Annotated in this window: 23 protein-coding genes; 15 read left to right on the top strand and 8 right to left on the bottom strand. The window is 43.2% G+C overall.

What is annotated here, in order from left to right:
* The first annotated feature begins 89 nt into the window (after nucleotides 1–89).
* The 13 genes from BLR84_RS26955 (at nucleotide 90) to BLR84_RS26895 (ending at nucleotide 13,396) form a co-directional block, all read left to right on the top strand.
* Entirely contained in the window at nucleotides 90–983 is an 894-nt protein-coding gene (locus BLR84_RS26955) for a hypothetical protein (RefSeq protein ID WP_090473368.1), read from the top strand.
* A gap of 2 nt (nucleotides 984–985) precedes the next feature.
* Nucleotides 986–1,606: a hypothetical protein gene (locus BLR84_RS26950; protein ID WP_090473367.1), complete on the top strand. Its 621-nt coding sequence runs from the start codon at nucleotides 986–988 to the stop codon at nucleotides 1,604–1,606.
* An 18-nt stretch (nucleotides 1,607–1,624) separates the two neighbouring features.
* Complete coding sequence (locus BLR84_RS26945) at nucleotides 1,625–3,442, top strand: type VI secretion system Vgr family protein (protein ID WP_090473366.1); 1,818 nt, start codon at nucleotides 1,625–1,627, stop codon at nucleotides 3,440–3,442.
* Between the two features lie 2 nt (nucleotides 3,443–3,444).
* Nucleotides 3,445–4,389 carry a hypothetical protein gene (locus BLR84_RS26940; protein WP_090473365.1) on the top strand — a complete coding sequence of 315 codons (945 nt, stop codon included), beginning with the start codon at nucleotides 3,445–3,447 and terminating at the stop codon, nucleotides 4,387–4,389.
* Complete coding sequence (locus BLR84_RS26935) at nucleotides 4,386–5,624, top strand: PAAR-like protein (RefSeq protein WP_090473364.1); 1,239 nt, start codon at nucleotides 4,386–4,388, stop codon at nucleotides 5,622–5,624. The genes BLR84_RS26940 and BLR84_RS26935 overlap by 4 nt, the downstream gene beginning before the upstream one ends.
* A 7-nt stretch (nucleotides 5,625–5,631) precedes the next feature.
* Nucleotides 5,632–6,162, top strand: a complete 531-nt coding sequence (locus BLR84_RS26930; protein WP_090473363.1) for a hypothetical protein — start codon at nucleotides 5,632–5,634, stop codon at nucleotides 6,160–6,162.
* A 181-nt stretch (nucleotides 6,163–6,343) separates the two neighbouring features.
* A complete protein-coding gene (locus tag BLR84_RS26925) occupies nucleotides 6,344–8,143 on the top strand; it encodes a type VI secretion system Vgr family protein (RefSeq protein ID WP_090473362.1) in 1,800 nt (599 codons plus the stop codon).
* A 3-nt stretch (nucleotides 8,144–8,146) separates the two neighbouring features.
* On the top strand, nucleotides 8,147–8,950 hold the full coding sequence (locus tag BLR84_RS26920; protein WP_090473361.1) for a hypothetical protein: 804 nt from the start codon (nucleotides 8,147–8,149) through the stop codon (nucleotides 8,948–8,950).
* Between the two features lie 4 nt (nucleotides 8,951–8,954).
* Nucleotides 8,955–10,541 carry a polymorphic toxin-type HINT domain-containing protein gene (locus BLR84_RS30505; protein WP_218128506.1) on the top strand — a complete coding sequence of 529 codons (1,587 nt, stop codon included), beginning with the start codon at nucleotides 8,955–8,957 and terminating at the stop codon, nucleotides 10,539–10,541.
* A gap of 8 nt (nucleotides 10,542–10,549) precedes the next feature.
* Nucleotides 10,550–11,113 (top strand): competence protein ComJ, encoded by a 564-nt coding sequence (gene comJ / locus BLR84_RS26910; protein ID WP_090473360.1) that lies wholly within the window; start codon nucleotides 10,550–10,552, stop codon nucleotides 11,111–11,113.
* A 40-nt stretch (nucleotides 11,114–11,153) separates the two neighbouring features.
* Nucleotides 11,154–11,585: a hypothetical protein gene (locus BLR84_RS26905; protein WP_143014007.1), complete on the top strand. Its 432-nt coding sequence runs from the start codon at nucleotides 11,154–11,156 to the stop codon at nucleotides 11,583–11,585.
* A 307-nt stretch (nucleotides 11,586–11,892) separates the two neighbouring features.
* On the top strand, nucleotides 11,893–12,642 hold the full coding sequence (locus BLR84_RS26900; RefSeq protein ID WP_090473358.1) for an SDR family NAD(P)-dependent oxidoreductase: 750 nt from the start codon (nucleotides 11,893–11,895) through the stop codon (nucleotides 12,640–12,642).
* A gap of 172 nt (nucleotides 12,643–12,814) precedes the next feature.
* Entirely contained in the window at nucleotides 12,815–13,396 is a 582-nt protein-coding gene (locus tag BLR84_RS26895) for a TetR/AcrR family transcriptional regulator (RefSeq protein ID WP_090473357.1), read from the top strand.
* A gap of 35 nt (nucleotides 13,397–13,431) precedes the next feature.
* Here BLR84_RS26895 and BLR84_RS26890 read toward each other — a convergent pair whose 3' ends face one another.
* From BLR84_RS26890 to BLR84_RS26880, 3 genes are all read right to left on the bottom strand, one after another.
* Nucleotides 13,432–14,520 (bottom strand): hypothetical protein, encoded by a 1,089-nt coding sequence (locus tag BLR84_RS26890; RefSeq protein WP_090473356.1) that lies wholly within the window; start codon nucleotides 14,518–14,520, stop codon nucleotides 13,432–13,434.
* An 80-nt stretch (nucleotides 14,521–14,600) separates the two neighbouring features.
* Entirely contained in the window at nucleotides 14,601–15,491 is an 891-nt protein-coding gene (locus BLR84_RS26885; RefSeq protein ID WP_090473355.1) for a helix-turn-helix domain-containing protein, read from the bottom strand.
* A gap of 89 nt (nucleotides 15,492–15,580) precedes the next feature.
* Nucleotides 15,581–16,402: an SDR family oxidoreductase gene (locus tag BLR84_RS26880; protein ID WP_090473354.1), complete on the bottom strand. Its 822-nt coding sequence runs from the start codon at nucleotides 16,400–16,402 to the stop codon at nucleotides 15,581–15,583.
* Between the two features lie 358 nt (nucleotides 16,403–16,760).
* On the opposite strand from BLR84_RS26880, the gene BLR84_RS26875 reads away from it, so the two are divergent.
* Entirely contained in the window at nucleotides 16,761–17,654 is an 894-nt protein-coding gene (locus BLR84_RS26875; RefSeq protein ID WP_090473353.1) for a DMT family transporter, read from the top strand.
* Here the strand turns inward: BLR84_RS26875 and BLR84_RS26870 are convergent.
* Nucleotides 17,629–18,387 (bottom strand): hypothetical protein, encoded by a 759-nt coding sequence (locus BLR84_RS26870; protein ID WP_090473352.1) that lies wholly within the window; start codon nucleotides 18,385–18,387, stop codon nucleotides 17,629–17,631. The genes BLR84_RS26875 and BLR84_RS26870 overlap by 26 nt on opposite strands.
* Nucleotides 18,388–18,694: 307 nt before the next feature.
* Nucleotides 18,695–19,108, bottom strand: a complete 414-nt coding sequence (locus BLR84_RS26865; RefSeq protein WP_090473351.1) for an ATPase — start codon at nucleotides 19,106–19,108, stop codon at nucleotides 18,695–18,697.
* Nucleotides 19,109–19,347: 239 nt separating this feature from the next.
* Between BLR84_RS26865 and BLR84_RS26860 the strand changes: the two genes are divergently transcribed.
* Nucleotides 19,348–20,250, top strand: a complete 903-nt coding sequence (locus tag BLR84_RS26860) for a M57 family metalloprotease (protein ID WP_090473350.1) — start codon at nucleotides 19,348–19,350, stop codon at nucleotides 20,248–20,250.
* A gap of 256 nt (nucleotides 20,251–20,506) precedes the next feature.
* Here the strand turns inward: BLR84_RS26860 and BLR84_RS26855 are convergent, their stop codons facing one another.
* The 3 genes from BLR84_RS26855 to trpC form a co-directional block, all read right to left on the bottom strand.
* Nucleotides 20,507–21,352, bottom strand: coding sequence for an NmrA family NAD(P)-binding protein (locus BLR84_RS26855; RefSeq protein ID WP_090473349.1), 846 nt, complete (start codon nucleotides 21,350–21,352; stop codon nucleotides 20,507–20,509).
* Nucleotides 21,353–21,867: 515 nt separating this feature from the next.
* Entirely contained in the window at nucleotides 21,868–22,578 is a 711-nt protein-coding gene (locus BLR84_RS26850) for a DUF4184 family protein (protein ID WP_090473348.1), read from the bottom strand.
* Between the two features lie 470 nt (nucleotides 22,579–23,048).
* Nucleotides 23,049–23,831, bottom strand: a complete 783-nt coding sequence (trpC, locus tag BLR84_RS26845; protein ID WP_090473347.1) for an indole-3-glycerol phosphate synthase TrpC — start codon at nucleotides 23,829–23,831, stop codon at nucleotides 23,049–23,051.
* Nucleotides 23,832–23,869: the final 38 nt, after the last annotated feature.

The following is a 23,869-nucleotide window of genomic DNA, read 5'->3' as shown; positions in this document are numbered from 1 at the left end:
TTATATGAACTGAAAATACGGAGAAAGTAAGTAAAAGTATTTTCTCCGTATTTTTTTAGTTTGTTCTTATTTATTTCTTTGATACACCTATGAAAAAGAAGAAAAGAATAACGCGTGCCCCTGTACCTACCACAAAAAAAAAGGTAAAAAAGTCATCCATCCCAACGGCTATGGAATACCTGTTGCTTTTTAATACCTGTGTAATTGCCAAAGAAAAAATTGCCCAGGTTGATAAAGTGATTGATGAAAATGTAACCGTAAACCGTAACCGGTACGAAAACATATCAAGCCTGGTTCGTTTAGGCAATGGCATGTTGTTTCCGCCGACAAACAGAAACCTGTTTGCTTCCAGCTATACTTCTTATTTTGACAGGTTTAGCGCGGGTTCGCTCAGTTTGCCAACAATTGGCGCGGCACAACCCAACAGCCTGTTGAATGTGGGTGCGCAACCGCAAACCAATACTATTTTTGGCAATAACTTTTTTAACAGTACCAGTTTGTTGGGTGGCGATGTTTATTCACCGGTTAATTTTTTTGGTGGCGGCTCTTCTATCCCCTGGTATTTTATAGCCTGCGTACATTACCTGGAATGTTCTTTCAGTTTTAAAAAACATTTACATAACGGCGATCCTTTAACTGGTTACACAGTACAGGTACCTGCGCACCGGCCGAAGGTTGGGCATGGTCCGCCATTTACTTTTGAAGAGAGCGCTGTCGATGCGCTTAAACTCATGAAATACGATAAGGTGAACAACTGGAGCCTGCCTTTCATATTACAAAAACTGGAGGGTTACAATGGTTTTGGTTATGCCGGCAAAGGATTACACAGTCCATATCTCTGGAGTTTCTGTAACCATTATACCAAAGGTAAATATGTTAAGGATCGTGTTTTTGATGCCAACGCGGTATCGCAGCAACTGGGTGCCGCGGTCATATTAAAAAGAATGGAAGATAGGGCCATTATCAGCATACCAAGAAGTTGATCATGATAAAAAAGATCACATATATTTTAGCTTGCCAGTTTATCTTATTGGCTTGTACAACCATGGGTTGCAAGGGTAATACACCTGTACAAAACCAAATAACGGATAGTGCGGCTAACATACAGCAGGCTGATAAGATTGTTAAAACCAGTATTTCCGCTAAAAATAATGACGAACAACAGTTTAGGGAATTTCTTAAAAAGTTTAAAGCCGCGGTAAAAAAAGGTGATAAAACACAACTAAAAACAATGTTTTACTTCCCCCTGCAAACGCTGCCGCAATGGACGGCCGAGGATTTGAAGGCGACAACCATAAATCCCGCAGAAGGACTGGTGAGTGTTGCTGAGTATCCGAAATACGAAGGAACTATTTTTAGTAAAGATGCCTTGCGGCTGATACCCCAAAGCAGGGAGGAGGATTTGTCTGAAATTGATAAAGCGATAACAGAAAATTACTACAACACCTTAAAAAAGGCCACTGACAAAGGCAGTACCTTATATGAGCTGCAACAGCAGTACGAACAAAAAAATGGTAAAGAAACTTCATACGGTTTTGTGTTTGGGAAGATAAAGGGCCAGTATAAAGTTATAAGCTACTTCTGCCCTTGGCCGCTTAAAGACTAAGGGATCATTTACCGAATTATGGAAAAGAAATTAATAGTTGATATCAACATAGAAGGAACAGCGATAACGCACTTTTCAACATTTAACCTTGATCAGCGTTTTAACGAGCACCACACCTTTCAGTTACGATTTAACCACGATCAGGTGGAAGAGTATAACCAGGTAACCCTGCAAAACTCCAAAGACTTTATCGGGAAAAACATAACAGTACAATTTGGTGTAGCCAGCGGGAGCGAAAACATATTTAGCGGTATCATAACTAAGGTAGAGCTATCGCAAAGCCACGGTTTTCATGGCGATATCCTGATCAGCGGTTTTAGTCCGGGGATACTGATAGACCGCGGACCCGACCTGGGCTCATACCTGAACAAGGATCTGAAAACGATCATTCAACTGGCCACGCAGGATGCCCCCCAAAACGATCTGAAATTTAACATCAAGCCCACCAATACGGCACCAGTTGATTATATCATCCAATACCGCGAAAGCGATTACGATTTTATCAACCGGCTTTCGGCGGAGTATTATGAGTGGTTTTATTACGACGGTCAAAAACTGAATTTCGGCAAACCGGATAAACTGGACGAAGTAAAGCTGATTTATGGCCGCGATTTGCACAGTCTGCAATACTCCATGCAGATAGCCCCGCTTAAACAAAACAAGTTTGCCTATAACCCCAAACAGGATGAGCTACTTAAAGCCGAACCACAAGGTGGTGCAGGAGGCAACCCGGATGTATCACATGCGATAGATGCCTCGAACAAAGTGTTCAGTAAGGTTTTCAATGGACCGATGGAAGTGCGGGTAAACTCGCAGAAAGAGATCAGTGATTTTGTAAACAATGAGCAAAAGGCACAGATAGCCGAACTGGTGAATATTGTAGGCAATGGCGATAATCCGCAGGTGGGCTTAGGCAAAATATTAAATGTGAGCACAAGCATGCGCGGAGCCACTAGCTTTGAGCTGCAGGATTTTGGCAAGTTCCTGGTTACGGCAGTTTATCACCAGGTAGATGGGGTAGGCCATTACCAGAATACATTTGAAGGTGTAACTGCCAATAGCGAACGTCTGTCGGTGAATGAAGCCATCAAGCCTAACCCGGATATGCAATTGGCCGATGTAATTGATAATGACGATCCGGATAAACAGGGGCGTATCAAAGTAAAGTTTAAATGGCAATGCCAGTCGAACGATGATACCGAATGGCTGAGGGTAGTTAGCCCGAACGCAGGTAGCGGCGATACCGGCAAAAATAGGGGTTTTTTAGTGGTCCCCGAAAAAGGCGATCAGGTTATTGTAGCTTTTGAAGAAGGAAACATTGCCCGGCCTGTAGTGATGGGAAGCGTTTATCATAGCAATAATGTAAACAGCGGCGGCTTTACCAACAGCAATATTAAGGGAATGACATCAAGGCGTGGTAGTAACTTAACTTTTGATGATGGCGTGCATTCACTTGCCCTGGCTACTTCTGAAGCCAACATGTTTCATGTGCATGAACAGCAAGGTGCGGTACAAACCCAGGCGGCCAAAGTGATCACTCAAAAAACAGGCACCAATTTTATTGAAGTAAAAAATGATGACGGGTCGATTACGTTACTATCTGATAAAACGGTTACTATAAAAACCGGCCAAAGTTCGCTCACATTGAATAAGGATGGCACCATTGACCTAAAAGGAGTTGTTATAAACATAAACGGAACAACAAGTGTTGGTACTACCAGTAAAGCCATCACCACATCGGCAACTGAAACTGTTGCTATTGATGCAAAAAGTAGTATTTCATCGGTTACCAAAGGCTTGCATACCATACATGGCGGCGAGGTAGATATTAATTAATTATGACGAACAGCAGGTTTAGTTTTTTTGATAAAGATGGAAGTTTGGTAAGTGAAAACCCCCAAACTTTACAGCATCAGGCAGCGAAAGGTCAGGATGACGAAAACCAGCAGCCCGATCAGCTAAGATACAGGTGTAATCAGTTGAATGTGACCCGGGTGGAGGATAAGGTAATTTCCCATGCTACCACTAAAAAAGAATATCTGTTTAAAAGAAAACCCGATCAGCCTGCGATAGTTGGGGTTACTTTAACCGATTATTTTTATGAAATGCAGCCTGCTGAGTTTACGGTTGCCCTTGATGCCATGAAGGATCTGGAATACATTAAGGAAGATGTGCAATTCAGACTTAATAACAGGAATGAAATAGCAGAAGTACTTAACGTAGAAGAAATTCATAACAAATGGGAGGTTTTTAAAGACAAACTAACGCGTACCCAATTTTATAACGATATAAAAGCAAAAAGCGAGAAGGGCGCATCCGACCTGATCAATGCAGGCAATATTGAATTTAAGGATCAGGAGAATTTGAAGCAAACCTATGATAAAGTCATGTTCTATCATATTTTATTCAATGATTTTCGGAACGTTAGTGATGATCCCAGTCAGATACTCCAATTTAATTCGCAAATTTTTGTAAAAATACCGGTTACCGTGGAGCTTACACATAACCTGGTGTCTGAAGATGATAATCAGATCATCATTCATACACATGGCGAATTGGTGAAGGATGGTTTGGATGAAAATGAAATGGAAAATCAGTACGATTTCTATTACAAACCCTTTGTTAAATATGGCTATACCCAATATTTCTATGCCTATGATATTACCAGGAAAATAGACAAACAAACGGGTGCGATAACTGAAGCTAAGGCGCTGTTAACGGAAGGGGTTAAAAATAACTACGAAACAACTACCGAATGTAGTTTAAAACAAGTTAAGTTATGAGCAAGTCGTTTATACCAAATATGGTTAATACTGTTTGCACTTTTCAAACAAGCAGCGGACCATCAATGCTTATTATTACGCGTTCAAAGGTAACTACCATATACGATAAAAGCGGTAATGCCCGCCCATTAATGACCATAGAGGACAAGAACGTTCAAGTTCAGTTTACCTGTAAGGCCGAGAAACACTCTTTTTTTAGTTTCGTTGCTTTGGGTGCCGGGTTAATTTTAGGCGCGGCCTTAATATTGTCGGGGCCGATTGGCTGGGCGGTTATGGCGGCAGGTGCTATTGCTATTGGGATAGGGATATACCACGCCACCCAAATGAAAAATAAATGTACACCTGGTTTAAGCGCAGGCGATTGGCATATCGGCCACCCAACCGTGAAAATAGACGGGGCTCAGGCTATTACCCAAAAATCGATATTGAAATGCGAAAAAGGGGGAATGCTAACACCCGTATTTGATCTCGCGACAGCACAAAAAATTGCCGGAGAAATATCATCAAACAACAATAAAGAGGTTTATCTGGATGCTGCTGTTTCATTTTTTGCAGGCCTTGGCAGCGTTTACGGCTTTACGGAGCTTGGGTTTTTAAAAATGGCCGCGTGGATGGTTGGCGGCACCGCCGCCGTTGTAGGGGGTACTTATGGTGAAAGAGCGGTGATCCGGAATAACTCCATGAAGGATAATGAATCGTACAAATCCGTCAATGAAACTGACGAAAATGAACTGATTCCTGAGTTTGTCAAACATCCGCAAAATACATTACCAGATGATCCGGCCAATTTAGGCGACCTTTTAACGTACAGTCCCTCAGGATATGTTACCGGTATAAAAGACAATTACAACAACTATCAATTAAGCAAAAGTTTATCCGGCGATCTGGAATCACTGAAGGGCGTTAACCAGCGCGATCTTTGGAAAAATCCCAAGGCAATTGAAATTGTATCAAATATACGTGATGGAAAATATCCCGATAGCATGATCAAAGGATCGGTTGACGGAAATAAAGTGGTACGCCCGCGTGATCTGGGGAAAATGGTTGAAGATGTGCAGGAGGTTAAAACAGAAAGCGTTAACGAAGCAATTTCTGGTTCGGTAAAAACAGGAAGTTTTATTGTTTTCTTTTTCCCATTTATAGCAACCTATTTTTCAGAAGATTCAAGAAAGGAACTGGCCAAAGCAATGGAAGATCCGGGTAAAGGAATAAGTGTTATGGCTGCAACGCAATAAAATTTACATGAATAACGAGTTTGTATTTGAAAAAGTTGTTTTAATTAAACCCTACGTTTTTATAATAATAGGCCTTTTAATAGTCGGACCGGTTATTATTGGAATAGCTACGGTATTTACACAGCTGGGCATAGCCGGTGGTAAGCTTATTGGGCTTGTGGTAGGCTTTGGTTTGATGCTTTTTATATTTTCAAGATTAAGTAAACGGGTTGTTATATCATTTAGCAACGATCATATAGATTTTAAGGTAAATGATAAGCTATACCATTATCTGAAAACAGATCTGGAGGGCTTTTATAGCTTTAATTATTTGCAAACAAAAAATTGTACCGTGTCTATGAGTTTTCATTTCCGGGACGGCAAGAAGATGGATCTGTCGAATTATAACTTCGATTCCGGAAAGTTCGATCCGGCAAAACATGAGATACTGGTCAGTTTTTTAAAGGCCAGCGAACAGGAACTGAATTTTAAACCTTTAACAACTAATAAAAGCCGCTCGATAGGTAAGATAGGCGATGTGTGGTTTTCGCGGGGCTAAAGCATCCTAATTTATGACGTGAAAAATGAATAGAACAACTTTGATCAAAACATTGTAAAACAAATAAAAAATGATAACTAAATCTTAAACAAACTTGCTTTAAAAAAACAAAAAGCAATCATACATTATTTCCGCCTTTGGCTAATTAAATTATAAGTCTTGGGCTTACATACCTGAATTTATGGAAAAGAAATTAATAGTTGATATCAACATAGAAGGCACTGCGATAACGCACTTTTCAACATTTAACCTTGATCAGCGTTTTAACGAGCACCACACCTTTCAGTTACGATTTAACCACGACCAGGTTGAGGAGTATAACCAGGTAACGCTGCAAAACTCCAAAGACTTTATCGGGAAAAACATAACAGTACAATTTGGTGTAGCCAGCGGGAGCGAAAACATATTTAGCGGCATCATAACTAAGGTAGAGCTATCGCAAAGCCACGGTTTTCATGGCGATATCCTGATCAGCGGTTTTAGTCCGGGGATACTGATAGACCGCGGGCCCGACCTGGGATCGTACCTGAACAAAGATCTGAAAACGATCATTCAACTGGCCACGCAGGATGCACCCCAAAACGACCTGAAATTTAACATCAAGCCCACCAATACGGCACCAGTTGATTATATCATCCAATACCGCGAAAGCGATTACGATTTTATCAACCGGCTTTCGGCGGAGTATTATGAGTGGTTTTATTACGACGGTCAAAAACTGAATTTCGGCAAACCGGATAAACTGGAAGAAGTAAAGCTGATCTACGGCCGCGATTTGCACAGTCTGCAATACTCCATGCAGATAGCCCCGCTTAAACAAAACAAGTTTGCCTATAACCCCAAACAGGATGAGCTACTTAAAGCCGAACCACAAGGTGGTGCAGGAGGCAACCCGGACGTATCGCATGCGATAGATGCCTCGAACAAAGTGTTCAGCAAAGTTTTCAATGGACCGATGGAAGTACGGGTAAACTCCCAAAAGGAGATCAGTGATTTTGTGAACAATGAGCAAAAGGCACAAATAGCCGAACTGGTGAATATTGTAGGCAATGGCGATAACCCGCAGGTAGGCTTAGGCAAGATATTGAATGTAAGCACCAGCATGCGCGGAGCCACTAGTTTTGAGCTGCAGGATTTTGGCAAGTTCCTGGTTACGGCAGTTTATCACCAGGTAGATGGTGTGGGCCATTACCAGAATACATTTGAAGGTGTAACTGCCGATACAGAACGCCTACCGGTGAATGAGGCCGTCAAACCCAACCCGGATATGCAATTGGCTAATGTAATTGACAATGCCGATCCCGACGGTACAGGTCGCATTAAAGTTCAGTTTAAATGGCAATGCCAATCCAACGATGTGACCGAATGGCTGCGGGTGATGACACCTGATGCCGGAAGCTCTGGTCAGGTTAGCAAAAACCGCGGATTTGTATTTATACCCGAAAAAGGCGACCAGGTAGTGGTGGCCTTTGAAGAAGGAAACATCGCCCGCCCGTTTGTGATGGGTAGTGTTTTTCATGGTAAAAACAGCAGTGGGGGTAGCGCCAGCAATAACAGTAAAAGTCTTACCTCCAAAAGCGGGCATACTATTTCGTTGGATGACGGCGGAGGTATCCTCGTGAAAGATAAAACCGGGCTAAACCACGTATTCATTGATGGTAATAACGCTATAACAGCCACTGCCGACAATAACGTAAAGCTGCAAACCGGTAATGTGATGATCATTATGGATAAGGCGAAGGATCAGATCATTATACAAGCCAAGAACATTGAGATCCGAGCCGCTGAGGATTTTAAATTAACCGGCGATGGTGCTCCAAGTAAAAATGGGAGCATGGAATTTGAAACCAAATTATCCATCTCTTCAAAAAATGAAATGTCTATCGTTGGCGAAACATCGGCTAAGTTCAATGGGAAAGATGTAAACATAACCGGTGCAACGACCGAGATTAACGGCAAGCCTGTTCGGGTTAATTCTTAATTCATGGAAAAAGTATTTGAAAATAAATATCAGCTCACGGTTCGTGGTAATGTAAAAATGCTCAGTATGATGGATAGTTTCACTACCGTCGGAACCTATGTTCTTTCGGGCTATGGCCAGCATGCACCCAAGCCCGAACTACAGGAATACGTGCTGGAAGAGCATGATGTTAAACTAACGGAATATTACGATCCGAACACCTATCAGTTGATTGAATACGTAAATAAACTGGCTTATATATATAGCAGGCAGCACCTGTGTATTAATAGCGGCGGAGCAATTAAGGGCTTGCTTAATTTGCCCGAGATCAGGTCGAAATGGGATAAATTGAAAAAGGAGCTGATGCAAATCAATCCCATCGCGGCGTTTGAAATTATCCGGAATAAGGATCGCGAACTATCAAACCCTCCGGAATTGATCGAAAATTTGTCCAATACCCATTTCATGCATCTTTTTTTATATGCTTTTAATGCCCGGCCAGATAACGTAACCTACGAACAGCAACGGCAGGAACGCGACCGTATGGGCATTGGTTTTATGGTTCCGTTGAAGCAAACTTATACTACCGAGAAGCTGGATAGCGGTTATGTGGTTAATACAGAATCATCTTTAGATGATAAAGGCCGCATTGATAAAAATATGCTCTCTAAGGTAACCGGACAAACCGAATTCGATATTAAGCATTACACCCAAGCCAGTTTCACCAGGGATAATGATAACAACCTGCTAACTGCCGAGATGAAGGTTTTTGAGCAACTGAATAATGATTATAAATCAGATTTATACTTAAATCTTGAAAGCGTTTAAAGTTATGGCTGAGGATCTACAGTGGTTAACAGAAAAGCATTACCTGGTATGCCCTAAAGGCGCCATGTTTAAGCAGATGAAAGTGGACAAAAGTAGAACTGCCATTTTCAGCGGTAATTTGGTAGCCAATACCAGGGATACCATGAAGGATAATGTTTTCGTATGTTTAGGAAGCATGGCCTTTATGGCCGGCGCTATTGCCGGTTTGTTGGTGGCTGCGTTGGCATTAATGGCTGTGCCTGTTGCTGGCTGGGCACTGGCCGCGATTATAGGAGGGGCTTTACTGCTGGCCATTGGCATAGGTTACATGAAATGCAAAAGCAATGCCGGCTCCAGGCAATGGGTAAACCCATCACCCAATTTGATCGTTGATGGTCATGAAGGTTTGGTAGTAAAACAAAGTCAGCTTTGTTGTACTGCCGAAAATGTGATGATCGACATTAAAGAAACCTTTTGGGAGGCCATGATGAGCACTACCATGCATGATGTGGGGCATATCGCCAATTTCGCTTTTGGTTTCCTGGCTGGGCGCGGCATGGGTAGCATGGCTGGTACCGCGGCAACAAGTGGCCTCCGGGCTGCCGGTGCGGAGTTTTTAAATGTCGCCAAAGCCGAAATGGGGAATATGTTTAACCCGGCCACTTTATTTGGCAAAATGAGCTGGCTTTGCCGGGGTTTACGTGGTTTGGGCATGTTTGGCGCTTATAAAGGGCAATATGATATCTGGACTAATCCAGAAATGAGCACTACCGATAAGCTGCTGGCCAGTGGGCAGGAATTGGTACTGGCTATTTTTGCCGCCAAGGGAGCTTCGCTGGTTTGTTTCCCCGCAGGAACACAGGTGCATACCAGTAACGGCCTGGTCGGTATCGAAACCATTGCCATTGGCTCGGTGGTATGGACAATGAATGAAGCTACCGGGCAACGCGAATTGAAACCGGTTACCCAGATACACCGCCGTACCACTCTCAGCATGATTGTGCTGGAGCTGGACAACGGCACCATATTTCAGGTTACACCAGAGCATCGGTTTTTAGTTAATGGCGAATGGCGCGAAATACAAAACATCAGCGCGGCCGAAGAACTGGAGCTCATAGACGGTAGAAAAGTAACCATAAAAAACATCGGTCTTATCAGTAAAGTGTCTACAGTTTATAACTTTGACGTAGCAGATAACGAGAATTACTTTGTTACTGAGGATGGGGTACTGGTACATAATGGGTATACAAACAAAGCGCAGGTTAAAAACGTTACGGGAGAAGCCCATACTGTTGAAGTATCTATTAGCAAAAGCGATTATCCTGAAACGGCCAAACACATTGAAGATGCAATAGCTTCAGGAAAGCCAAATGTTGTTACAATTGAAAGGGACGGGGCTAAGGCAAATAGAGCTACCTCATTGAGAGGCGTTAAAACAAAGCCCAATTTAGATAGGGATGAATGGCCAATGGCTATGTTTAAAGAAGGCGGAAAAGGAGCAAGTGTAAGGCACATCAATCCTGGTGATAACAGGGGGGCAGGAAGCGCAATAGGTAATGCATTGTCTGACTATCCTGACGGTACAGTTGTGAAGATTATTATAACAGATTAAAACCTAATATGATTAACATTAACACCTTAGTATCTAACAATCAAATAGTAGTTAGATCGATAAAGAAAGATTTGGAATTGGAACAATGGGGCGATGAAAATGTAGAGTTTGGAATGCTATGGACTAAAAACTACATCGTACTCGACCCTTTGGTTGATGGTAGCTTCGGGAGCTACTTTTTAATTGACAGTTCTACAACGGTGGTTCAGGATGAGAATGCTCAACGTTCTGCTTTAATTCCTTTTGAGATAACCGATGTAAATGAATTTTGCATAAGTACTGTGGCAGAATCCATCTTTTTGTATGAAAACCCAGAGGTTAACTTAGAAGAAGAACAAAAGAAAGGCAAATATTATCCGCTAAACACAGATCATACTTTTAAAGTTGAGTCCGGGAGTTATGTGCTCCATTTTCAGGTTTGTGTGGGCACTCCAGAAGAGGTTGATACAGATAAAGAGGAAGTATATTATCGTTTTAACTTTATTAAAAAAGATAATGCGGAATTTGAGGTATTAATAGAGGATGACTATGGCTGGGATCTATCTACTGAACTTCTGGTAGGGAAAAAATAGTTAGGTAGTCATTCTTTCAGTTTTGATGATGATATTGAAAATGCCAACTACAAATGATTTTGAGGAGTGGTTGTTTTTAATGTCGGATAAATTAGATGTTTTTGAGGCGTTCTTTAAAAAGGAAACCGGGAAAGATCTTGATTATTCTGTGCAATCCATTAATGAGATAGAAGCCTGGCTGCTCACAAAATTTGAATCGACTGATGACATTCTTAAACAGGAAAATAAAGACTTATTAGATCTGGTTACGCGCTATGTAGGTGACACATTCCGCAAAAACTTAAAAGCGAAATGGACAATCGACCTGGAAAATGAAAAAAATGCCTATTACCAGCTGCCCGTAATAACAGCTGAAAAGCTATCATCGCCTATCGCGCCTCACACCCTGGTTACTGCCAGTTTAGATCGGCGGCGGGGCACCTTTATATCTACCGTATTGAATAACGCGATCAAAGAGGTAAATAAATTATGATCATCGGTTGATCAATCCGGATAGCCAACTTATTTATTGTCAGTTTTAAAATAAAGCAGATGCTGATTTGGAATACTTCAAATCAGCATCTGCTTTATTGTTTATGGACTAAGCTGAATTACCCCGCCTAACGGTGTTTCCCACGAACGCTTAGGCCCTTACAGTGATATTATTCCATCAAAAACTTAAGGGAAAAACGCCATTTGTCATGCCAGCATAATATTGCGATCAAAACGGAACGTTTGTTCCGATATGATATATATTTGCGGAACGATTATTCCAAATAAGAAAATTAATCATTCCTAAAATGAAAAAATTAGAAAATAAAGTAGCGGTTATAACAGGGGCATCAAAAGGTATTGGTGCAGGTATAGCCAAAAGTCTGGCAGCAGCAGGAGCATCTGTTGTAGTTAATTATGCTTCGGCAAAAGCTGGTGCCGATAAAGTGGTAGAAGAAATTGTGAGTAACGGCGGTAAAGCTATAGCTGTTCAGGGCGATGTTTCAAAAGCAGCTGATATCAGCCGTTTGTTTGAGGAAACTACCAAAGCTTTTGGCGCGGTTGATATCCTGGTAAACAATGCAGGCGTTTATAAATTCGGTGCTATTGAAGAAATTAGTGCCGAAGATTTTCACAATCAGTTTGACACTAACGTACTGGGCTTATTGCTTACCACACAAGGCGCATTGAAAAGCTTTAATGCAGACGGTGGCAGCATCATCAATATTGGTTCGGTAGTGAGCAGCATAGCTCCGATAGGCAGCTCTATTTATACAGCTACCAAAGGCGCGGTTGATGCCATTACCCATGTATTGTCAAAAGAATTAGGTCCTAAAAAGATCCGTGTTAACTCCATTAATCCAGGTATGGTAGAAACCGAAGGCACACATACCGCGGGCTTCATCGGTAGTGATTTTCAGGCCGAAACAGAACGCACAGCACCCCTGGGCCGTATTGGTCAACCAGAAGATATAGCGCTGGTAGCCGTATTCCTGGCTTCGGAAGAGTCTCGCTGGTTAACCGGCGAAACCCTGCTGGCCGGTGGCGGTGTACGGTAAGGCTTAGAGTCAAGATATTAGAATCAAGAGTCAAGAATCATTTTCTGAAGGGCTTTTTCAAGGTAAAGCAAGTTTTTTCTCGGTTCTTGTCTCTTGTTTCTTGATTCCTGACGTTCAAGTTAATAGCTTTTTAATAGCTTTGCTTAATTATTAGGCAAAGCTATTCGCGATTATGGCAAGGACTAAAGAGTTTGATGAAAATGAGGTGCTGAACAAGGCTGTTGACCTTTTCTGGTTAAAGGGGTACAATGGTACGTCTATGCAGGATCTTGTTGACGGGCTCGGTATCAGCCGGTCGAGCCTGTATGATACTTATGGCGACAAGCACACCCTGTTTATTAAAGCCCTGGAATGTTATCAATGCACAGCATCTGCTAAAATATCCCAGATTGCAGGCAGCGACCTGCCTGCCAAAGAAATCATCAAACAGATATTGGAATTTATTGCTGATGAACTTCTGGGCGACTATAGCCGAAAAGGCTGTTTCATGGTGAATGCCGAAGTGGAGGTTGCCCCGCATGATGAGGTAGTGAAACAAATGATCTGCCGGAATGATCAACAGGTAGAAGATATCTTTTACCGGGTTATTAAAAAAGGGCAGGAAAATGGAGAGATCAGTAAAGCGCAGGATACCAGGGCAATTGCCCGATCCATCTCCAACACGGTAAAGGGAATGCAGGTAACCGCAAAATCAACTACCGAAAAAGCTGTTTTTGATGATATCATCAGGCTAACGCTGATGATGTTAGGTTAAATTTAAATGCAGTTCAATAATAGATTAGAATAGTATTATTTGCAATACCTGCTGATGGCATCGGTGATCATGGCTTTATGGTCGCCCAATTGATAACCAAGGTTCAGATCCGCACAAATTTTATCCTGATCCTCCTTGGGTATGGGTACTTTATCTTTAGCGGCAAGGATGGTTACTTCCTTTGTTTTGCTGATTGTGCGGCTGTCTTTGAATTCATATTTCCGCAACCTGGCAAAGGCCCGGTTACTGATGGCTTCCATGTATAGGGGTTCAATTTCAATGGCCTTATCTAAATCGGCTATGGAGTTATCAAAATCAAAGTTGTCTAATTTGGCCGTTCCCCGGTAAAAATACAGATCGGCATAACCCGGATTTAATTTTGCCGCGTCATCCAGCTTTTTAATCGCGCCAGCATAATCCTCCTCTTTCATTAAGACTAAAGCTTTATCTAAAAGGACATAAAATTTTGTATCTTCTTTGGGTACTTCCTGTTTGTTATTTACAAAAGTTGATTGTCTTTTTAATTTGCCGGTTGAATAAAAATCCTGCCACAGGCCAATTTCTTTTTCATTGACAAAGGTGCCTTTTTGCTTGAGTTTGCCAGTTATAAAATATTCCTCCGAGTCGCCATTTTCGTGTCCCTTTGTATAGGTATAAAAATATCGTTTGTTGCCATTAGGATAATAAACGGTTCTTACCCCTTCAACAAGGCCATCTTTCAGGGTACCCTCGCCTTGTTTACGGCCATTCATAAAATAATCAATAAAAGGGCCTGAATATGGGGTTGCGGCATCTTTTAAGTGCCACGCCCCATTTTTTCTGACCATTGCTTTGGTTGATACAATCAATTTTTCCTGGGGTGTACGCGTGAGATATGCTTTGGTAGTCACATAAATGATCTTGTTTGCTTTACCTGCATAACCAGCTGTTTTTATTTTTGATATATCGGTAACCACCTCAAGTTTATCAACATCACTGTTAAGCATTTGATCATCGTCACTTGGGGTTTCAATAACCGGATTGCCGTCAACAATATATATAATGCTATCCTGGCTGGTTTGCGCAAATGATATGGATAGGCCCGAACAAAAGAGCAGCAGGAAACAGAAAAGGATTTTATTCATGAGTGAAAATAAAAAACTTATCTCATGTTTTCATGAAAAATCATCAGGCCAGAGCGTTTACTGTTGAATCAACCCGCAGATTAATTCATGATCTGTTTCCTGAATTGAACAGGACTGATGCCCACTTCTTTTTTAAATAAACGCGAAAAATAGGGCAGGTTATCAAAGCCCAGGGTATAAGCCGTTTCGGCAATATTATGATCTGATCCTTTGAGCAGGTTTTTGGCTTCGGATATGAGGTAAATGTGAATCAGCTCCATAGCCGTTTTGCCGGTTTCCTGTTTCAGGAGATCGCTCAGGTAGCTTGGCGAAAGGTTAAGTTCGGCAGCCATTGATTTAACAGTAGGCAAGCCTTTTTCCAGCAAATAACCTTTTTCAAAATATACAGAAAGCGCGTCATTGAACCTGGAAGCCATTTTGCCGGTTACCTCGATGCGGTTGATGAATTGCCTTTTATAAAAACGCTGTGAATATTTCAGGATAGATTCTATATGCCCAAGGATAATATCGCGACTGTACTCGTCCTGGTTGTTGTTGTATTCAGTTTCAATTTCATTGAACAAGCCCCAGATGATCTGTTCTTCCTTTGGCGAAAGGTACAGGGCCTCATTGGTTTCATATTCAAAATAATTATACTTTTTGATTTCGTTATGGAGTGGATGCCCGTTCAGGTAGTCTTCATGTATCAATATTAGGAAACCATCTTCCTCAAACTTCAGGTGTTTAAACTCGATGATCTGACGGGGCTTTACAAATGAGAGCGTGCCATTATCATGATCATATTTGGTTCGGCCGTAGGCAAATGTACCCGACAGCAATCTTTTAAATCCTATCTGGTAAAAATCGCTGGTAAATTCCTGTTCCTCCATATTGCAGGTTTTATTGCAGTGTATGAGGTTAAGTAGCGGATTTTCTGGCTGCGGAAAGCCGTTATCATAGCTTAATTGGGCCAGGCTTTTATAATGTTTCATGATCAGAAATAATTAAAGCATAATTCACACTAATAAAAGTATGAATTATGCCGGGGTATTTAGTATGATAAAAGTAAAATTAGCAACGCTTAGTTACCGTGTGCTGCTACGGCTACATCCTGCCATGCTTCCCAGGTTGCTATACGATCTGCATAAACCTGTTTAACATAAGGTAAAGCTATTTTGCCCAGGAAAAGGCGCAATGGCGGGTTTTCGGCATCAACCAGTTTAAGCACTGCTGCTGATGTTGCTTCGGGATCACCAAAAAAGCCGGGAGCAGACGAGCCTTCGGCAAAAGCTGCTTTGAGGGCATCATACTCTGGCATTGATTGGGTATGTATGGCCGAGGCGCTGCTCCAGTCTGTTGTAAAACCGTTTGGCTCAATTAACGACACGTTGATACCAAATCCTTTTACTTCGGTAGCCAGGGTTTCGCTTAGACCCTCAACTGCGAATTTGGATGCGTTATACAGTCCTAAAACAGGGAATGTAACTTGACCCAAAAAGCTTGATACCTGTATAATATGGCCATGGCCTTGTGCACGCATTACTGGTATAGCAGCCTGGGTAAGCCATAATAAGCCGAATACGTTGGTTTCTATCTGTTCGCGGGCTTCCTGCTCGCTGGTTTCTTCAATGGCGCCAAACAGGCCGTAACCGGCATTGTTGATCAGCACATCGATAGTGCCAAAATGTTGTTTAGCCTGTTTAATGGCTGCAAAGTCGGCTTCGCGGTTATTTACATCCAATTGTATAGGTAATATGGCGTCGCCATAAGTGCTTACCAGGTCGGCAAGGGTGTCCAGGTTACGTGCGGTGGCTACTACTTTATCGCCACGTTTTAAAAATGCTTCGGCCCAAAGTTTTCCAAATCCACGGGAAGCTCCGGTTATAAAAATTGTCTTTGACATTGCTTTTGTTTTTTGAATTAATTTATACAACAAAGGTATTGGGGCCCGCCCGGGATAATTTATACAGAACCGGGTAATACTGATACAGATTAAGGAAAAGGGGGGTAATAGATTGTGGAAAGGTTTTTCCGAACGTCATTGCGAGGTACGAAGCAATCTCTATACTACACAGAGCAAATAGAACAGTTTAAACCTTGAATGACCGACCTGCCTCTGTAGGGATTGCTTCGTACCTCGCAATGACGCGTTTTTAATCAGCATCCCCATTTCATTAAAAAGCAATATTCCTGAAATATCAACATTTGTAAACGTTTTTTGTCGTGCCTTTGGCTGACCTTTGCGCCCACGACAAAACACTATGGAAAAGCTAAGGGGGATATTATTGGTGGCGCTGGGCGCGGCAAGTTATGGGGTATTGGCCACCTTTGTAAAAGTGGCGCACGGCGAGGGTTACCATACCGGTGAGATCACCTTTTCGCAATTTTTTATTGGCTTTGTGGTTTTGCTGATCATGGGCCTGTTTGGCAAAAAACAAAAGGAAGCAACACCGGCGGGCGACAAAAATCCGCAACTGAAAATGCTGCTGGCCGGTACATCGCTGGGGCTCACCAGCACTTTTTATTATTTGTCGGTACAGTACCTGCCGGTATCTGTTTGTATTATTTTATTGATGCAAACTGTTTGGATGGGCATTATCCTGGAGTGGGTGCTTACCCGGCAGGCACCCGAAGGTAGAAAGATCATCGCCGCGCTTATTGTGATAGCCGGAACTTTACTGGCAACCAATATTTTTGATACCCGGGTAGCGTTTAATGTGCGGGGCCTGATATTCGGTCTTTTATCGGCCATGAGCTATACGGTGGCCATGTATTCGTCAAATAAAGTAGCGCTGCATTTACCGGGTGTAAAGCGGAGCATGTACCTGGTGCTGGGCGGATTGATAGCCATCGCCATTTTCTGGAACGTGGAGCTGATACAGCACTTTAACTTTTCGGTGATCTGGAAATGGGGGGCTTTTCTGGCCCTGTTTGGTACCATACTACCTCCGCTGCTGTTTACCAAAGGTTTGCCCAAAACCGGCATAGGGCTGGGTAGTATTGTTTCCTCGGTCGAGATCCCGGTATCTATCTTATTTGCTCACTTTATCCTTAACGAAAGCGTACTACCTATACAATGGGCTGGCGTAGCGCTTATTATTATGGCCATTGCCGCCATGAACCTGCGCTTTAAAATTCGTGCTCCGGATCAATAAAAGGACCGGCAATGGCTTTAATCTTACCTTTGCTTTCGTCCGGATCAAAGTTGTCAAAATAGATGATCCTGGCGCGACCTATTGAGCGTAATTTGCCCATCTCCTGGTCGGCATCAAGATGCCCATACCAGGTAATGCGGGTGCTGTCGATGGATTTAAGTTTACCCCGGTTATCATCACCGTCAAACCTGTCGTAATAGGTAAACAGGGTATTGCCAATGGATTTGATCTTACCGGCTTTGCTGCGACCATCCGGTGCGTCATAATAAGTTACCGGCATATCGCCTACCGATTTAAGTTTACCCAAAAGTTCTGTGCGGTCAAACCTGTCGTACCAGGTTATTTTAACACCACCCACGGTTTTAAGCTTGCCTTTATTCTCTTCCCAGTCAAAGCGGTCATAATAAGTGATCTGTGTTTTACCGATAGATTTGATCTTACCAAAATTCTCCTCCCAGTCAAAGCGGTCGTAATACGTAAAAACAGTATTGCCGATGGATTTTAATTTACCGGTATTGTCAAAGCCGTCAAACTGATCGCGGTAGAGCGCTTTGCCGTTTAAATTATTCTCAACAGAAATATTGCCGTTGAGTAAAAGGAACAGGATGATCTGCTCGTTATTAATGTCGATAGGTTTTACACTCAATTCCCGGCCGCCGCTAAATATCTGGGCTTTGCAAAACAGGGTAGTACTTAGTAAGAGAAGTAACAAAAACAGGGGTTTAAGTTTCATAGTGCAGGATCTGGGTATATAAAGAATGGATGCCAGTAACACATCCATTATATCACATATGATAATAAATCGCGAAGATAGTTTAACCTGTTTGAATTTATTCTTTGAAAGCAATTCTAACGTTGCGCGTAAGAGCAATCGCAGAGTAGACTCACCCGGTCTGCGCTTCGCTGGACCACCCTCTCTTCGCTTGCGGCGGAAAGAGGGTAAAGAAAAAGAAAGAAAGCCCCTCTATGCGCGAAGCGGATAGAGGGGTGACGAGCGCAGCGACGTCGGAGTGAGTCGATACTCGTCTGACTTCCGTCGCTTAATTCAGATAGGTACCTATTTGCGCTATCACCTTATCCCAATGGGCTTTCATTTCATCGCGTTGCTTGCTGCCCTGGAGTTTTTCCTGGTGAAAGCTTACGGTTGCCTTGCCTTTGGCATTGATCACCCGGAGCTGGAGAGTTGATGTATTGTCCCAATTCCTTTTTCGCCAGGTTAACCGGGTGTGCGAGTACGGTTTAAAAATGGTTAGTTTTCCTTCTGTGCCTTCCTCCGTTTTGTAGTTTTGGTTGATGTCAAACGCATCGGGCTTTATCCCACCGAGCCAGATAGAAAATCCCTGGTCCGAAAACAGAAAATCCCAGGCCTGTTCAACAGAAACCGGGAACGTTTTTCTGACACCGACCTCAAAGCCGGCGTCCTTGGTTTGTCCAATTACTTTTGTTGTTTCCATAGGTGTAGTGTTGATATAAATATATAAATAATTGTGTTTGATAAATTGAGGATAGCGATCATGGTTTGTTTATAAACCGCGCAACATAACTGATTCTCCCGGATGGCATAATTAACTATTAGTTACTAATGTTTATTCAATTTGTGCATTTTTAAATACGTGTAATAAAAATGGTTATGTTTATTGCTCTATAAGCAATTGTTCATTTACCATAACGAATTATTATTTACCGACTAAAAATGAAAAACAAATCATTACTAAATCAAAAAACGATCATCCTTGCGCTCTTATTAACGATCACGGTGGCCCTTGGCTGTAAAAAGAGTAGTACCCCCGTCGAGCCACAGGTTGCCAACACAGCACTTACCCAGGACGAGCAGTTAAGTATTGCTAAAGCCGGATTTTCGCCGGTTAATGCGGTGCGGGTTAAAGATGGCTTTATTGTGGAAGGCGACATTTTACTGAAACAGGCCGATCTCGATTTTCAGAGCCAGCATGTGAGCGAGATCGTATTCAAGAAACCTGTAACGGAGCAATACCGCACCTTGTTTATTGTTACCGGCTTAACCAATGCCATTAAGGTGAAGGTGAGCGCGGGCGCGTCGCAGCAGGTATTTACCACGGCGGCTAAGAACGCCATAAAACGGTATAACGATCTGGGTTTAACATTGACGTTTACGCTATTGGATTCGGCCTCAACCACTCAGGAGGATATATTGATCACCGGGCAGCAGTTTGGCGATCCGAATATCCTGGGCCAGTCGTCAGGCTTTCCGGGGATGGATGGCAGACCGGCAACGCCTATTGCGCTTAACAGTTCCAGATACACGAAGAGTTTTCAGGATAAAGGCGAGCTGACTACCGTTATTGCTCATGAAATTGGGCACGCTATTGGTTTCAGGCATACCGATTACCAAAACAGGGCATTTAGCTGTGGTTATGATACTTCTTCATGGATAGGGATATTGCAGGCATTCTTTAAAGCGCCAATTGACGAAGGCGGCCTTGCTTTTTATATCCCAGGAACCCCCATAGGAGGCGAACCCGGATCATGGATGCTGGCCTGCAGCGATGGCACCGATCGGCCGTTTACAGCAAGTGATGTGGTGGCTATCGAATCGCTTTACCCGGTAAAAAAATAGTACCCATGCAGCGGATATGAAACTTACGAAGTTTTTAAAATTTCGTAAGTTTTTAAATTATAAGATATGTCATTGCGAGGTACGAAGCAATCTCCTCGTGTTCTCATGGATAGGAATAGCTACGAGATTGCCTCGTCGTTCCTCCTCGCAATGACATGAGGGGACATGTCATGCTGAGCCCCGTCGAAGCATGGCGGGTAGGCCTCTGCGCTCGCCCCTTCGACAAGCTCAGGGTGACACCCTGTTTTGAATAGAGTTACGCGGTTACTTGCCATGCTCCGGCGGCAATGGCCTTGCGGATATATTCCGAAAAATCTGTGGGCTTACGGCCCAGGGCTCGCTGCACACCATCGGTGAGGCTGGCATTACGACCATCCAGTACCTCCGTGAACAGGTAGCTGATCAGCCATATATAATCATCAGGTATCTGGTACTCCTGCATCATGGCCTTATAATCATCCATCGAAATTTGTTGATATTGAACCGGACGGTTAAGGGCTGCCGCTATCTCCTGTATGGCCTCGCGGAATGTCAGCAGGCGAGGACCGGTTAACTCATACAATTGCCCGGCATGGCCATCCTGGGTTAATGCCGCCACGGCTACATCGGCAATATCATCCACATCAACAAAAGGCTCGGGTACATCGCCCACGGGTAAGTCAACCTGTCCATACAGAATCGGGTCAAGCAAGTAGCCCTCGTTAAAATTCTGGTTAAACCAGCTGGCGCGTAAAATGGTCCAGTTGGTGCCGGCATTCATCACGATCTTTTCGCAGGCCTGCGCTTCTTCCTCGCCCCGGCCCGATAGCAGCACCAGGTGGGTAACCCCTTTTGCTATAGCTAAGTTGGCCAGCTCGCGGATAGTGTCTGTTGCCCCGGGAACGGCCAGATCGGGTTGGTAAGAGATATAAACGGAATCGATGCCCTGCAATGCGGCTGGCCAGGTGCCTTGATCGTTCCAATCGAAAGGTATGGTTGCATTACGGCTGCCAATACGTACAGGCCAGTCCATTTGCTGCAGTTTGCTCACAACGCGGCTGCCGGTTTTTCCGGTACCACCCAGTACCAATATTTGTTTTTTAGTGTTTCCCTGATTTTTCATGGTGTTTAATTTTTTATCAAAATTATAAGGTCATGGAATGGGAAAATAGAACAAAACCGACAGGGGGGATTGCTGCGTTAATTATTATGTCATTGCGAGGAGGAACGACGAAGCAATCGCATGCTATACAGGGAGAATAAGCCTATCGTAGAGCGCTCAATTGCCGCTAAGGCTGTTACTTTTGTCTTGATACAAAAGTAACCAAAAGATCAAGTCACCAGAAATGCTTCTTTGCGCACAAGGCCTTTACCCTGCAAAACAGTCAGAACCACGGGCTGCTAAACCTTATCCCAACTCCGTTCGCTCAATTCCATACTTCGGCAAGGTTTGCTAATGCCCCTGCCAGTACACAATCCACCATGTTCTGCCTGCTTTCATCCGAAGCTGTTCTGCTGACAAAGAAGAAATATCGATTGAAAGTTTTTACCCTCTTTGCAGCGCAGCCGGAGGGTGGTCCAGCGAAGCGCAGACGGGGTGAGTCGATGGCGGGCTATTACTTACATCGGGAGGATGGATCAGCTCACCGATATAACCATCAATCCAATAAACATACCCGCGATGCCGGTAACCACCAGGTTGCCGAACTCATGATAGTTTAATCCGCATACTAACCTAATGGCCGTTACAACAAGGGCGATTGCAGCCACCTTCGCCCAGTAAGCAGAAATGTTTGTAACCTGCGTGTTTATGCCTTTTGATATACTCATTAATGCCCATAAAATAGCTATCCCACCCAATAACGTGCTGGCATGCTGCGCTAACTTATATACGTAAAACTGGTGCCCCCCGATATGGGTCATATGTGTTAGAGTCGGGATGGTGGTAACAAAATAGCCAGTAGGATGGGTAAAGCCATCCCATAATAAATGAGAGGCACTGCCAGCGAAGATCGAAAGCACAGTTATTGCGATATATGCCGGGGAAGATAAGCTTTCCGGGTTGCCTTTAAATTGAGAAAGCCGTTGGTTAAGCTGAACAGGCAGATGATCGATCAGCTTGTCTTTTACTATTTTATTGTAGATCAAAACCAGTAATATCCCGACAGGCAAATCAAACCAAAACAAACCGGGCGGGGTATGGCTATAAATACTTCGTACCCGCATCCTGAAAAAGTATTCAAAATCGGGCGTCATGCTTCCGATCACCAGGCCGGTCATGGATATCCACCTCTTCGGGAGATACTTCAATGGCAAAACCAGGGCTGGGTGTGCAAATGTAAAAGGCATGATTTTTTAACTAAAAATGGTTTTTGAAGCTAATTATAAGCCTGCTGAAACCTATCTGTTGATTTCTTAAAGATAAAATAAAACCACATGTCATTGCGAGGAGGAACGACGAAGCAATCTCCTCGCGTTCAATATGCAAGCGAAGAGATTGCCGCGCTATCGCTCGCAATGACATGATTGGCTAGGCTGATATAATTTGATAAGTCATCCTGTCCGCCGTTTGGCGGATCAGGATCTCTCAAGAGAGGTTACCATCATGTTCCACGCCTTGCTGATGGGGTGCCAAAACAAGTTCGGCATGACTTAAGTTGATAAATACTTTTTAAAGCATTCAAAACGCATCAAAACCGCGTTGGAATTTGTTAAAAGTGCTAAACTGAATGTTTTTCAATTGATTTTCGACCCATTTTCTCCCGATTTTAAGCGGAAAATTGTTAAAATTTAAGGTTTAAAAAGTCTTTCCGGACCTGTTATAACTGAGCTACAAAATCGCGCATGGCCTGGGCCGGGTCGGCCTGTTTCATAAAAGTTTCACCGATCAGGAACCCATTGAAGCCAGCCAGTTTCAAATGACGGATAGTTTCCGGATCGCTGATGGCGCTCTCGGATATTTTCATAAACTCTGCCGGGATATGTTTGGCCAGTTGGTATGAAGTTTCTACGGATACGGTAAAATCGGCCAGATTGCGGTTATTTACGCCAATAGCATCCAGTTTGGGGTGGATGCTGCGTTCCAGTTCTTCCAGGTTATGTACCTCCAGCAGTACGTTTAAACCTATGCTTTTGGCCAGTGTGGCCATAGTATCAATTTCGGCAGGGGTCAGTATGGCGGCTATCAGCAAAATAATATCGGCGCCTAATGATTTAGCCTCGATCACCTGGTACTCGTCTATCATAAAATCCTTACGCAGGATAGGGATATTGTTGACCGAACGGGCCTTTACCAGGTCGGCTTTGCGGCCCATAAAAAAGTTGCGGTCGGTTAAAACAGACAGGGCCGAGGCGCCCGCGCTAGCATAACCATTGGTAACGGCGCTAACTCTTACCTTATCATTAATAATACCTTTAGAGGGCGATTTGCGCTTAAATTCGGCAATAATACCGCTGCGTTCCGGATCCAGTAAAAACTCTTTGAAGGAGTAAGTATCGCGATGAAAATATTCCGACTCTTCCAGTTCAACATAGGAAACGCGTTTTTTAGCAGATGCTACTTCCTTTTTTTTATTGGCAACTATTTTATCAAGTATGTTCATGAGGTAAAAGCAATGGCTGTCATGCTGAGCCTGTCGAA

Source organism: Mucilaginibacter sp. OK268 (genome assembly GCF_900103125.1).
GTDB lineage: Bacteria > Bacteroidota > Bacteroidia > Sphingobacteriales > Sphingobacteriaceae > Mucilaginibacter.
This window is presented reverse-complemented; position numbering and strand designations above follow the sequence as displayed.